This window comes from Aquimarina gracilis, from assembly GCF_035285365.1.
Taxonomy (GTDB): domain Bacteria; phylum Bacteroidota; class Bacteroidia; order Flavobacteriales; family Flavobacteriaceae; genus Aquimarina; species Aquimarina gracilis.
This window is the reverse complement of record NZ_JAYKLX010000005.1, coordinates 88,640-103,139: the sequence shown is the minus strand read 5'-3', so window position 1 is coordinate 103,139 and position 14,500 is coordinate 88,640. Positions and strand designations below refer to the sequence as shown.

Below are 14,500 nucleotides of genomic sequence, written 5' to 3'. Positions count from 1 at the left end.
CTTGAGTTTTTTTAACGCTTGTCTAACGCGTTTTGTTAAATCCTTTAAATAAAAGGGTTGTTAGTGTTGATAATTCAATAAAAACATGTTTTTGTTGCTGTGTATGTTTTTTGTTGAGGTGTTTTTTATGGATCTCGCATCTTTTTGAGATAAGTTTATCCTGTCGGGAAAATTTTTAACAAAAGCACAATCAATCTCTTAATTTAATATTTCGAAAATCATGTCAGAAAGTATTTGGGGCGAATACAACAAAAGAAGTCTCTTCACAATTTTTACAGTCATTCTTAAAGTCAATAAACTCTATGAAAACTAATTTTCTTAAACTAATACTTTTCTTGTTCACTATAATTGGGAGCGCACAGACTGATCAAGTATCAGTCGTTTATGATAATGATGAAGTAAAATTAGTAGTCAACGGAAAAGATTTCATGGTCAATGGTGTGAATTGGGATTATGTTCCCATTGGCACTACAATCACCGATCCTGGAATATGGGCAAAGTCCGATGATATAATCAAATCGGCAATAGATGGCGAAATGTCCTTATTAAAGAATATGGGTGTTAATGCCATTCGTACTTATAATCTTAAACCCAAGTGGGTTAAATATATCTATGAAAACTATGGTATTTATACTATGCTCAACATTACTTTTGGGGCCTATGGACTTACCATTAATGGTGCTTGGGTACCGCAAACTGATTATGCAGATCCGGATACAAAGGAAGTTTTAATGCAAGAGGCCAGAGATATGGCCAATACGTATAAAAATACACCAGGTTTATTATTATATATGATTGGTAACGAAAATAATTACCATTTATCATGGACCGGAGCAGAAACTGAAGATATTCCAATTAATGATACCAGCTCAGGTATTAAACTCGCAGCTCGCGCCTTATACAAAGCATTTAATGATGCTGCAAAAGAAGTAAAAGCAATTGATCAATCGCACCCTGTGGCCATTTGTAATGGGGATTTGTTGTATGCCGATATTGTAAAAGAAGAATGTACCGATATTGATATTTACGGTACCAATATGTATAGGGGTATTTCTTTTGGTGATGCTTTTCAAAGAGTTAAAGATGAATTAGGCTTACCAATTCTTTTTGCAGAATTTGGTGGGGACGCATTTAATGCTAGAGATAATCAAGAAGATCAGTATTCCCAGGCATACTACAATTTAGGAAACTGGAGAGAAATTTATGAAAATGCAGCCGGTCTTGGAAAAGCCGGAAACTCCATTGGTGGTTTCACCTTTCAGTTTAGTGATGGTTGGTGGAAGTATAAACAAACTGAAAACTTAGATGTTCATGATAATGCCGCTTCTTGGTCCAATGGTGGATATAACAGGGATCAGGTAAAAGAAAGCGATAATAATATGAATGAAGAGTGGTTTGGTATTTGTGCCAAGGGACCAACGAATGAAAGAGGACTCTATGAGTTATATCCACGTGCAGCATACTATGCTTTAAAAGAAGCGCATCACCTTAATCCATATGAAGAAGGAATGACTCTCGATTTTATGGATAATTATTTTGATAACATTCAAATTATGGATGCCATGTTAAGGGCACGAGGAGATAAAGCAGCTTTAAAAGCGGAAAGAGGTGGGAAAATAAGATTGAGTCAGCTGAGAGCAGAATTCACAACCTTTAATACCGGAGGCAAATTAATCACAACTCCAGAAAATGAAGATCCGAACGCAAATGTATTTCCAAATCAATTAGGTTTTGATCACATGCAATCCTATTACATTGGTGTAGAAGGAAAACCTTCACCAAGTATGCGTGCCAATGTTAATTTTAATATCCTGGGCAATGTTGCCGAGAATCCCATTAATGAGTTGTTTTATGAAAGTGTAGGTAGACCGGTTGTTGTTCAAGGAGTAGAAGGAGGTAATGATTTGGATGTTGAAATAGCAGATTTTAATAGGTTACGGGTTTATAACGCAGAATACGAATGGAACACTAAAATCGCCGATATAAAGGGATTCTATAGAACTGGGCATTACCATTGGGGTTATGAGGGTGATTTTTTTGGGTTGTATCCAGAAGCTAACTATGGACCAAATTTAGATATCTACAATGGTGAGATTTTAGGTATGGAGCTTAATGGAAAGGGCAGTCTAAACGGTTTGAAAGCTGCATTTGGCCCCCAAATATGGTGGGGAGCCAATCCTACAGCTTTACTAAAGTATAGTACCAAGATAAAGAAATTCGATATTACAGGTATTTACCATAGAGATTTTGAGACGGATATTACATTAGATGAAACCGGAAGTCGTGTTTTAGATGCAAATCAGGTAAGAAGCGGTGTAATTCCACCTTGGCCAACAGAGAGAGCTACCTTGGTGGTAGAAAAAGATTTTGGACCATTGGGAGTAACACTCGGAGGGATATGGGCAGGTAGTCCACTAAACGGTATTTCATACCAGGACGTGAGAGGTGAACCTGGAAACTATGTAGTATATGAAGATAAGATAAATAGCGAAGATAATTGGGGGGCTAAAGCCAGAGTTACATATTCAAAAGGGAAGTTTAATTGGTATGCTCTAGGTGGTATCACAGGTTTGGTCGCCAATGGAGGAGTTGATCAAACACAATCATTTGCCGGATGGAAACTAAAAGATAATGGTAGCGGAAACCAAAATAGTTTTCTAACAGGTTTTACATATACTATAGGGAATCTTCAAATAGCACCAAACTTTTTATGGCAGGAGCCGTTAGTAGATGCGATGCCAAATGATGTTGGTGGGACAGGAAGATTAAGAAACATACTAGCAGATCCTTTTGTTGTAAGAGCGAACAGAAAAACAACAGCCGGAGAATTATTGTTGACCTATGATCCAACGCCTGGATCATGGTTTTATCAATGGGATAATGATAGATCTGAAGATGCAAAACTTGCATTCAATTTGGGATTTGTGTATTGGCACCTTCCAACAACCATGGATGCGCATATTGGTTTTTTAGCAGATCGTACCATATTTGCGTTTCCCAATTCTGTGCCAGCAAGAGATTTATGGGAAGCGAATTCACGTATTGTATCTAAGATAAGCCCGAATTTAGCTTTGGTGGCTAAATTATTTGCAGGTAATGGTCAGGCAAATGGTAGCGATCCTCGAGATATTGATAGAATGGGAGGAGATATCCGGGTGATCTACAAAAAGTGGAAGTTTCAGCATACCTTTCAAATAAATGATTGGGGTCCATATGATTATCATCGAGATTTTAACCTAACATATCCGGTGCAATTAATGTTAGATGTCTCAGCATCTATAGGTAAACCAGACTGGTTTATTTTGCCCAGCACTAGAATCGGGATTCGTGGTACTTGGCGTTCATTAAATGAGTTTTCTCCTCGTTATTCACCAATTGCAGTACCGCCCAATACATTTCCACCAGATCCTGTATTAAGCCCTGTCGGATTTGATGATGGTACCGAGTGGGAGATAAGAACATATATACACATTAACATAGGAAAGTAAAACAATGAAAATGAAGAATAGAAAACATATCGACATAAAAACCATATTCTCTCTAACATTAGTTTTAATAATGCTATCCAGCTGTGAGAGAGATCTTTCTGACGAAGCAGTTTTTGCTACTTTTCCTAACACTGCCGAAATTTTTACAGACAGTCCTGTAGGTCTTACGGATGAATTTTTTAAGTCATTTGACCCTGCACTTGGTGCCAACCCAGAAGGATTTGGCACAGACGATAATGTAGCTTTTCAAGGAAACTCATCTATCAGAATTGACGTACCGGCACCAGGAGATGTAAACGGAAGTTTTGTTGGGGGTATATTTTTAGATAGAGGAGAGGGAAGAGACCTGACGGGTTACGATGCTTTGACCTTTTGGGCTCGTGGCTCTATCACCGCAACTGTTGGACTAGTAGGTTTTGGAACCGATTTTGAAGAGAATAGATTTGCAGTAAATGGGCCAAGTATTCGGCTATCTACAGACTGGCGGAAATACATTATACCAATACCAGACCCTTCGAAATTAATACAGGAAAAAGGGATGTTTGTGTTCTCTGCTGGTTCATACGATGTATTACAAAATGATGACCCCGCTATTGGAACTTCTTTTGACGATAATATCGGTTATACTTTTTGGATGGACGAATTACGATTTGAGAATTTAGGCACAATAGCCCAATTAAGGCCTGCTATTTTTTCTGGAGAAGATTTATCAGAACAACTGTTTGTTGGCTCAACAAAAGAAATTGATGCATTAAGTGCAACTTTTAATATAGGAACCGGTGACAACGTTACGGTAATGCCAACACCTAAATATTTTGATTTTTCATCTTCCAATACGAATGTTGCCATTGTTAATGAACTTGGATTTATCGAAGCTGTAGGTGAAGGTACAACAACGATTACAGCACAACTTGATGGTGTTTTAGCGCAAGGGTCCTTAAGTTTAGAAGTACAGGGTAGTTTTGTGGGTGCAGAAACACCTCCGACAAGAGATTCTGCAGATGTTGTATCCATATTTAGCGATGCCTATACCAGTGTTAATAACTTGAATTTTGCCGCATTTAATGATAATAATGTACAAATCCAAACCCAAAGCTTCAATGGGGATCAAATTGTGACTTACGACAATTTAACTTTTGTGGGACTTGGCTGGGATGGAACAGAAGATATATCTACGATGACACACCTTCACGTAGATGTACAATTGAGCAGTTCTGAAAATCCCGCGTTAACCGTTCAGTTAATTGACTTTGGACCAGATAATGCTGACGGTGGTGGAGATGACACCGGAGGTGGGTTTACTATACCTAGCCCAGAACTATTAGAAGGCACTTGGGTAGGAATAGACATACCTATAAATGACTTTACAGAAGCAACGGCAGTCTTCCCTGGTTCTCCTAATTTAAATAACATAGCAAGAGTAGCTTTTGTATCAAATGGTAGTTCTTTTATAATCGATAACATATACTTCTACAGAGAATAAAAAAAATAAAAAATGAATAAGAATTTAAATACAATAATTGGATTTCTGTTTATTTCCTGCCTTTTTATTATAGGTTGTGGGACCGATGATACTCAAACAGTGGCCACCTTTAATAATCTGGTGGCAGAAGATAATTTTGATGTTGATGGCCAGATTGATACTTCTTTTTGGAATTTTGACATCGGTGATGGCTCAGAACAGGGTATTCCTGGATGGGGAAATAATGAACTACAATTCTATACAGATCGAACCGAAAATGTGACTGTAGAAAATGGATTTTTACTAATCACCGCTCGGGAAGAGGATTTTAATGGGGCACGATATACCTCTGCAAGATTACAAACCAAGGGAAAAATCCAGCAACGTTATGGTCGTTTTGAAGCGCGTATACGTCTACCTTTTGGTCAAGGTATGTGGCCAGCCTTTTGGCTGTTAGGAGATGATAGTGATGGGAGTATTTGGCCGCAGATAGGTGAGATAGATATTATGGAGAATACTGGTGATGCACCAACCGAAATATTTGGTACGGTCCATGGACCCGGATACTCCCGTGAAGAATCTATATCAAAGACGTATACCTTGGAAAATGACAGGGTGGATACAGGGTTTCATATATATGGTATAGAATGGGGGCCTAACTATATCAATTACTACATAGATGACGTGTTGTATTACCAGATCACTCCTGAAGATGTGGATGAAGAAACTAATGGAGAGGGTAAATGGGTATTTAACGATAGGCCGTTCTACATTATTCTAAATCTGGCTGTTGGGGGTAATTTACCAGGAGCACCTAATGAAGAAACTGTTTTTCCTCAAACCATGGTTGTAGACTATGTACGCGTATATAATATCACACAAACAAACTAATTTAATTAATAAGACTCATGAAACAATTGATTAAAAAAACTAATATAATCTGGCTTCTAGTTATAACCGTTGCCTTTTTGGGTTGTGAAGATGATGATGATACGAATTTACCCCAAGTTGTTGCAAGTTTTGCTCAAACCATAAATGAAGATACGGGGACAGTATCTTTTATAAACCTTTCAGAAAATGCCGATAGTTACGAATGGGATTTTGGTGACGGATCAACTTCTACCGAAACTAATCCGACCAAAACATATCAAACAGGTAGTTACACTGTGGTGTTAACGGCAAAAAATGTAGCGGGTGCAGATGGGACTTTTGAAGATGAAATAGCTATAAATATTCCTCTTCCAATCACCTTTCCTGTTAATTTTGACGATGTTAATGTAAATTATAACGTAAACACATTTAATGGAGCAATGTTTACAATTGTAGAAAATCCCGACCCAACGGGAGCAAATCCAAGTACATCTAATGTAGGTCAAATAACGAACAGCGGAGCATCATTCGAAGGTTTTTTCTTTGGCCTAGGAGATCCTTTGGATCTGGTAGAACAAAAATCTGTAAAAGTTATTTTTTGGTCGGATACGCCAATAGATGTTTTACTTAAATTAGAAGAGGGAACCGGGGCCGATGTAGAAACAATTGCAAGTCACGGAGGAACTGGTTGGGAAGAAATTTACTTTACATTTGATTCATCAGCGTCATTTTCAAGATTCACAATGTTTGTTGATGGTTCAGGTACTACAGCAGGTACATTTTATATAGATGATATTTCACAAATTGATACTGCCGATATTCCTTGTACAGAGACTTTATTAGAAATTCCAATTGATTTTGATTGTAACGGAATTGATTATGCTACAAAGATTGTAGGCAATGTGTCATTTGCCGTTATAGATAATCCAGAGTTATCAGGTATAAATAGCGAACCAACAAAAGTTGGGCAAATCACAAATATTGGAGCAAACTGGGAAAATGCTTTCTTTAATCTGGATACCGCTATTGATTTTTCAATGGACAAAGGCGTGAAAATGAAACTGTATTCAGATCAAGCACTTCCGATCTTATTAAAATTTGAAGATGGTACCGAGGCCCCTGTAGAAAATGTACAAAACCATGGAGGTTCTGGTTGGGAAGAATTAACGTTTACACTTAACTCGGCAGGATCATATAACGATATGGTAATTTTTGTAGATGGTCCGGGTACAGCGGTAGGAACTTTTTATATAGATGATATTGAGCAGGTTGCAGGTGTGGTTGCCGACCCATGTACACTAGAAACCAGCCAATCTCTAAGCGCATCAGATTTTAATTTAACCTTTCAGACTGATCCAACAGCTAGCATAGCTTCGTTTGACGCAGGTTTCTCGTGGGTAGATAATCCAGATTTTGATAACGATGTAAACAAATCATGTAAAGTCGGTCAAATAGATAGATCGGGAGCGGCATTATTTGCTAATAATCAAATTGATTTTGATGCCAAATTTGATTTTAATGCAAATGCTGGGTTTAAATTAAAAGTATGGTCTCCTAATGTCGGAACAAATGTTTTAGTAAAGCTTGAAGATAAGACAAATGCAGCTGTTAATATAGAAGTAGGAGCAGTTACAAGTGTAGCAAGTGGTTGGGAAGAATTAACTTTTGATTTTGCCAGTGGTGAAAGCGGAAAATATGATAAGATCATATTGTTCTTTGAATTGAATACCAATACTGAAGAAACTTATTACATTGATGATTTTATGCTATACAGTTCTGGTGGATCTGGGGGTGGTTGTGTAGGAGGACCAACTGCAGATGTGACCTCTTTTCCCGTAGATTTTGAAGATTGTCAAGGATTTGATGTTTCTTTTGGCGCCAATCAATCAAGGGAAATTGTAGATAATCCAGTCTCAGGTACAATTAACACATCTGCTAAGGTGTATCAATTTATAAAGTTAACGGGTGCAGATGGTTTTGGAGGTTTTCAAAATATTTTCAATACGGGAAGTTTTACTAATAATTCTACGCTTACCTTCAAGATTTATTCGACCCAGCCTAACCAAGAAATACGTTTAGAGATTGTAGCAATTCCTAATGATGGTTCTATTGGTAATCCTGCACCATATACACAAACGCTTGCAACAGCAAATGATTGGGTAGAAATGTCCTTTGACTTGTCAGTTAATGGATTTCCCAATACCTCAGACGAGACAGTATACACCATGTTAGTGGTAAAACCAGGTAATGTTGATCCCGGTACCACGCCGGCAGATGTTACTTTCTATTTGGATGATTTCAATATTACACCAAACTAATACGGAATATTCTTAAGAGGATAATGTAAGGGGCGGGATGTAAAGTACCCCGTCTCCTTAAATTAAAAAAAACAAAAAGATTTAATAAACAACTTTTAAATCGAAGTACATAAAAATGGTAAAAGACTCTGTATTCATGTCAGGAAGAGTAGGAGATAAAGAAGTAAAACTCCATCACGTTACGATTAATAATGAAACGTTTTACAAGATTTCTAATTGTGATGTTATGCGCCCTTTTTTTATGAGTATTGTTAGTGATTCTAATCATTGGATGTTCATATCTAGTAATGGAGGGTTATCTGCTGGCAGAAAAGATTCAGATAATGCAATTTTTCCATATTATACAGATGATAAGATTACTGAATCGTATGATACTACAGGTAGCAAAACCATTTTTAGAATAAAAAAAGACGATCAACTACTCCTATGGGAGCCATTTTCTGAACGTTATTCAGGAACATACCAATTTTCCAGAAATATTTATAAAAATGCCTATGGAAACAAGATTTTATTTGAAGAAATACATCATGATCTAGGTTTGACATATACCTATATGTGGAATTCTAGTAATACGTATGGTTTTGTTAAAAAAAGCACATTAATAAACAATTCCAATGAGTCTTTACATATTGAAATAGTAGATGGGCTACAAAATATTATGCCCTATGGTGTTAATACAGATTTACAGGCAATACGAAGTAACCTGGTAGATGCATACAAAAGAAGCGAGCTTATAGAAAGTAGTGGATTGGGGATATATGCACTTAGTTCGATTATTGTAGATCGAGCAGAGCCAAGCGAAGCTTTAAAAGCAAATACAGTTTGGTCCAAGGGACTGGAAAATCCAAAGTATCTTCTGTCTTCATTACAGTTGGATACGTATAGAAGTGGGGGTAATGTCGATCAGGAAATTGATGTAAAAGCCGAAAAAGGAGCATACTTTGTAAATAATAATATTACCCTGCAAGCAACTGAAAGCAAAGACTGGATTATGGTTGCTAATGTTAATCAAGGACCTTCTCAGGTAGCAGAAATTTCGGAAATACTTAAAAACGACAATAATTTACAAAAGAAGGTTAATCATGATATAGAATTGGGAACGCAACGGTTGATAAATCTTGTTTCTGCTTCAGATGGTTTTCAGTTAACCGCCGATAAAAGACGAAATGCAAGACACTATTCAAATACCCTGTTTAATATCATGCGAGGCGGTATTTTCGATGCTAATTATACAATTGAAAAATGGGATTTTATTAATTATCTGGCATTGGCAAATAAGGGGGTATATCGCAAGAATGAAGAATTATTGGAGAATTTTCCCGAAACCTTTACCCTTTTAGAATTACGAGAAATAGCATATCAGAACGAAGACAAAAATTTTAGGAGACTCGCCTTAGAGTATATGCCACTTAAGTTTAGTAGGCGTCATGGCGATCCTAGCCGCCCATGGAATAAGTTTTCAATAAATACCCAAAGTGAAATCGACGGGTCCAAGATTTTAGATTATGAAGGAAACTGGAGAGATATTTTTCAGAATTGGGAAGCTTTAGCGCATTCTTATCCAGAGTTTGTAGAAAGTATGATCTACAAATTTCTGAATGCTAGTACTTTTGATGGTTATAATCCTTATAGAATTACAAAGGGAGGCATAGATTGGGAAGTTATAGAGGAACACGACCCATGGTCTTATATCGGGTATTGGGGTGATCATCAGATTATTTACTTGCTAAAGTTTTTAGAATTTATTCAAGATCATTACCCAAATAGACTACAAGGTTTCCTTAACAAGAATATGTTTGTTTATGCTAATGTGCCGTATAAGATTAAGCCTTATGAAGATCTACTGAAGAATCCAAAAGACACTATAGAATTTGACTACGATCTTGATAAAAAAATACGAAAAGAACGTGATGAATTAGGTGCTGATGGGGCATTGCTAAGAGACCAAAACTATAATATTCATAAGGTTAATTTTATTGAAAAGATTTTGGCGATAACTTTGGCCAAGTTGTCAAATTTTATTCCTGAAGCGGGCATTTGGTTGAATACACAGCGCCCAGAATGGAATGATGCCAACAATGCCCTGGTGGGTAATGGAGTTTCTATGGTTACACTGTATTACTTAAGACGTTTCTTTAAGTTCTTTGACATTGTTCTTGAAAATATAGCGGATAAGGATATTGAGGTCTCTATAGAGCTAGTAGAATTTTACAAAAATGTAAATAACGTTCTTAAAAACCATGTAGAATTTTTATCTCGTCGGATGACAAACGAAGAAAGAAGAAAAATTCTTGATGGATTAGGAATTGCGGGAAGTAATTATAGAACCAAAGTATATAGTGATGCTTTATCTGGTAAAAAAGAAACACTTAAACTTTCAGGGGTAAAGGTTTTTATTGATGTAACGTTAAAATATTTAAATCATTCTATTGATGCTAATAAGCGAGATGATAATATGTATCATGCATACAATTTAATGACGATAGAAAATGAAAACGAAATTTCTATTACATATTTAGATGAAATGCTAGAGGGCCAAGTAGCCGTTTTGAGTTCAGGGCATTTATCATCAAGAGAAAGTTTGAGCCTGCTTGATGCTATGAAGAACAGTGTTTTATTTAGGTCAGATCAATACAGTTATTTACTATATCCAAATAAAGAACTACCAAAATTCACCGAAAAGAATAGTATACCAAAAGAGTACGTAGAAAATTCACCATTATTAACACAACTACTTGCCGATAACAATACACAGATTATCGAAAAAGACATAAACGGAAATTATCATTTTAATGGGAATTTCAATAATGCCAAGAGCCTAAAAGAAGCATTAGAAAACCTAACAAGGAAAGGATATCATACCCTAGTTGAAAAATATAAAGGCTTGGTATTAGAGACCTTCGAAAAAGTATTTAATCATAAAGGATTTACGGGGCGTTCAGGAACATTTTATGGTTATGAAGGATTAGGTTCTATATATTGGCATATGGTTTCAAAACTATTGTTGGCAGTACAAGAATGCTGTTTAAAAGCTATAGATGATAAAGAGTCGGCAGGGGTAGTGGGGAGATTGTTAGAACACTATTATGAAATTAATGAAGGTATTGGGGTGCACAAATCTCCAGAACTTTATGGAGCTTTCCCCACAGATCCTTATTCCCATACACCATTAGGAAAAGGAGCACAACAACCAGGAATGACTGGACAAGTAAAAGAAGATATTCTAAGTCGTTTAGGAGAATTAGGTGTGGCGGTCAATAATGGAAAATTACAATTCTACCCATCTTTGTTAAGAATAGGAGAGTTCTTGAAAACCCCTAAAATATTCCAATACGTTGATGTACATCAAAATAAAAAACGACTGCAATTATATAGACACGAATTGGCCTTTACGTATTGCCAAGTACCTGTGGTGTATTCCTTGTCAGGAGAAAATAGCGTAGAAATAACCTATCATGATGGTACAATAACTTCACATGCAGGTTTAAATTTAGAGACTTCTATTAGTCAAAAACTGTTTGAAAGAACTGGTGAAATAGAAAGTATAAAAGTAAACATTGAGAAAATCATTCTAAAATAAAAATAAATGACACTTAGACATCACATAGTACTACCAGTATTGTTTACAGTACTTATGCTGTCTTGCAATCAAGAAAAAAAAACTGAACAAGCTATGCGTCCCCAAAAAAGCATTACTGCAAAAGAAATTTTAGGAAACCCGAATTATGTGGCGATATCCTACGGCGGTTATCGCAAGTCGTCGCGAGAATATCAGCCTACTGTAGCGCAACTAAAAGAAGATATGAAAATTCTTCAAGCTATGAATATTAAAGTCTTAAGAACCTATAATGTTCAATTGGCTCAAGCTTCTAATCTATTAAAAGCTATACGTCAGTTAAAAGCAGAAGACGAAACTTTTGAAATGTATGTAATGCTTGGCGCCTGGATTGATTGCAAGAATGCATGGACAGATAAAGAACCGGATCATACTGTAGAAAGTGAACAAAATGAAGGTGAGATACATCGAGCAGTGGCATTGGCTAACCAATATCCAGACATTGTAAAAATAATTGCTGTAGGTAATGAAGCTATGATACGATGGGCAACTAGCTATTATATACAACCAAACGTGATATTAAAATGGGTGAACTATTTACAGAACTTGAAGAGCGAGGGTAAACTTTCTAAAGACTTATGGATCACTTCTTCAGATGATTTTGCATCCTGGGGCGGAGGCGAAGAAAGTTATCATGTCAAGGATTTAGAAGACTTGATCAAAGCCGTGGATTATGTGTCCATGCACACGTATCCATACCATAATACGCATTATAACCCCGAGTTTTGGGGGATAGATGAAGAAGAAAAAGACCTCTCTTCAGAAGAAAAATTAGAAGCCGCCATGCAAAGAGCTTTAAAGTTTGCTCAAAAACAATACAAAGCAGTTTCAAGTTATGTCGAGAGCTTAGGTATTAAAAAACCGATTCATATAGGGGAAACAGGTTGGGCTACTGTGTCCAATGGACATTACGGGCCAAATGGATCCAAAGCTACAGACGAGTATAAAGAAGCATTGTATCACCAATACATGAGAGAATGGACCAATAAAGAAGGGATATCATGCTTTTATTTTGAAGCTTTTGACGAACCATGGAAAGATGCTCATAATCAAAAAGGTTCAGAAAATCACTTTGGGTTAATTACCGTAGATGGTAAGGCAAAATATGCACTTTGGGATATGGTAGATAAAGGTGCGTTTAAAGGGTTAACCAGAGGGAGTAATCCCATTACCAAAACGTACAATGGCAATAAAAGCGAAATGATGAAAGATGTAGAATTACCAGCTATTAAAGAAGAAATGGCCACTGACTTTTGAAAAGATGAGAAAAAAGATTTACATAATACTATTAGTTGTTTTTATCATGATTGCGTGTACCAATGAACAAAGTCTTGAAGTAGCCGTTTATGAAACTTCTGCAAACGGTAATAAGTTGACAAAAGTTACAGAGTTTTCAACTTCCGAAGCAAAAGCTAGTATTACGTTACATCCCGAAAAAATCTATCAAACCATTACAGGTTTTGGAGGGGCTTTTACAGAGTCTTCTGCATATTTACTGAATAAGGTAGGTAAGAAAAATCGCAATATAATCATTAAAGCATATTTTGGGAGAGAAGGGGCGAATTATTCACTCACAAGAACACATATGAATTCTTGTGATTTCTCACTAAGCCAATATTCTTACGCTCCTAATGAAGATAAAGAACTCAAAGATTTTTCAGTAAAAGAGGATATAGATGATTTAATTCCGATGATTAAAGAAGCTATGGCTACTTCAGAAGACGGCTTTAAAATTTTTGCATCCCCGTGGACAGCACCACCTTGGATGAAGGATAACAAACACTGGGTCGGCGGAAAACTGCTACCTGAGTATTATGGTGCCTGGGCGCTGTTTTTTTCAAAATATATAGATGCATATAAAGCTCAGGGAATAGATATTTGGGGTTTTACTGTCGAAAATGAACCACATGGAAATGGGGATAATTGGGAAAGTATGCATTTTACACCAGAGGAAATGACAGATTTTGTTCAAAATCATTTAGGGCCGAGATTAGAAGAAGACGGTAAGGGAGATAAAATCATATTAGGATATGATCAAAATAGAGAAGGTTTAAAAGAATGGGTAGATGTCATGTACAAAGATGAAGCATCTTCTAAATACTATCACGGAACAGCAATACATTGGTATGAGAGTACCTATGAGATTTTTCCAGAAGCATTGCAATATGCCCATAACAAAGCACCCGATAAATACTTAATTCAAACCGAAGCGTGCGTCGATGCCGAAGTACCCAAATGGAAAGATGATGCCTGGTATTGGTCCAAAGAAGCCACCGATTGGGGTTGGGACTGGGCTCCTGAAAACCAGAAACACTTACATCCTAAATATGTGCCGGTATATCGTTATGCCAGGGACATCATAGGCTGCTTAAACAATTGGGTAGATGGCTGGGTAGATTGGAATATGGTTTTAGACAGACAAGGAGGTCCCAACTGGTTCAAGAATTGGTGCGTGGCTCCCGTAATTGTTGACCCGGATAAGGATGAGGTATACTTCACACCTTTGTATTATACCATGGCACATTTTAGTAAATATATTCGCCCAGAAGCGAAAGTGATCAATATAGAAAATTCAGATCAGGATCTAATGGTTGCCGCAGCAAAAAACCCAGATGGTTCTATCGCTGTGGTTGTATTTAATGCTACAAAAGAAGCAAAACAGTTTTCATTGGCCCTAGGTGAAAAATCAAAGGATATTTCTATTAATGCGCAGGCTATTCAGACGATAGTCATTGCTAACTAAAAT

At 36.7% G+C, this 14,500-nt stretch carries 7 protein-coding genes; all 7 read left to right on the top strand.

Going from position 1 to position 14,500, the window contains the following annotated elements:
* Positions 1-302 precede the first annotated feature (302 nt).
* The 7 genes from U6A24_RS11115 to U6A24_RS11085 all read left to right on the top strand — a co-directional run bounded on the left by U6A24_RS11115 (position 303) and on the right by U6A24_RS11085 (position 14,497).
* Positions 303-3,488: a glycoside hydrolase family 2 TIM barrel-domain containing protein gene (locus tag U6A24_RS11115; RefSeq protein ID WP_324180044.1), complete on the top strand. Its 3,186-nt coding sequence runs from the start codon at positions 303-305 to the stop codon at positions 3,486-3,488.
* A 10-nt stretch (positions 3,489-3,498) separates the two neighbouring features.
* A complete protein-coding gene (locus U6A24_RS11110) occupies positions 3,499-4,971 on the top strand; it encodes a glycosyl hydrolase family 16 (RefSeq protein WP_324180043.1) in 1,473 nt (490 codons plus the stop codon).
* 12 nt (positions 4,972-4,983) lie between these two features.
* Positions 4,984-5,841: a glycoside hydrolase family 16 protein gene (locus U6A24_RS11105; RefSeq protein ID WP_324180042.1), complete on the top strand. Its 858-nt coding sequence runs from the start codon at positions 4,984-4,986 to the stop codon at positions 5,839-5,841.
* Positions 5,842-5,858: 17 nt separating this feature from the next.
* Entirely contained in the window at positions 5,859-8,138 is a 2,280-nt protein-coding gene (locus U6A24_RS11100) for a PKD domain-containing protein (protein ID WP_324180041.1), read from the top strand.
* Positions 8,139-8,274: 136 nt separating this feature from the next.
* The gene (locus U6A24_RS11095; protein WP_324180040.1) at positions 8,275-11,718 is read left to right on the top strand and encodes a hypothetical protein; all 3,444 of its coding nucleotides are present in this window, start codon (positions 8,275-8,277) and stop codon (positions 11,716-11,718) included.
* A 6-nt stretch (positions 11,719-11,724) separates the two neighbouring features.
* Entirely contained in the window at positions 11,725-13,011 is a 1,287-nt protein-coding gene (locus U6A24_RS11090) for a glycosyl hydrolase family 17 protein (RefSeq protein WP_324180039.1), read from the top strand.
* 4 nt (positions 13,012-13,015) lie between these two features.
* On the top strand, positions 13,016-14,497 hold the full coding sequence (locus U6A24_RS11085; protein WP_324180038.1) for a glycoside hydrolase family 30 protein: 1,482 nt from the start codon (positions 13,016-13,018) through the stop codon (positions 14,495-14,497).
* The last annotated feature ends 3 nt before the right edge of the window (positions 14,498-14,500 follow it).

Coding starts and splice junctions, on each gene's coding strand:
- U6A24_RS11115 (WP_324180044.1), top strand. CDS start 303: ATGAAAACTAATTTTCTTAAACTAATACTTTTCTTGTTCACTATAATT.
- U6A24_RS11100 (WP_324180041.1), top strand. CDS start 5,859: ATGAAACAATTGATTAAAAAAACTAATATAATCTGGCTTCTAGTTATA.
- U6A24_RS11110 (WP_324180043.1), top strand. CDS start 3,499: ATGAAGAATAGAAAACATATCGACATAAAAACCATATTCTCTCTAACA.
- U6A24_RS11090 (WP_324180039.1), top strand. CDS start 11,725: ATGACACTTAGACATCACATAGTACTACCAGTATTGTTTACAGTACTT.
- U6A24_RS11105 (WP_324180042.1), top strand. CDS start 4,984: ATGAATAAGAATTTAAATACAATAATTGGATTTCTGTTTATTTCCTGC.
- U6A24_RS11095 (WP_324180040.1), top strand. CDS start 8,275: ATGTCAGGAAGAGTAGGAGATAAAGAAGTAAAACTCCATCACGTTACG.
- U6A24_RS11085 (WP_324180038.1), top strand. CDS start 13,016: ATGAGAAAAAAGATTTACATAATACTATTAGTTGTTTTTATCATGATT.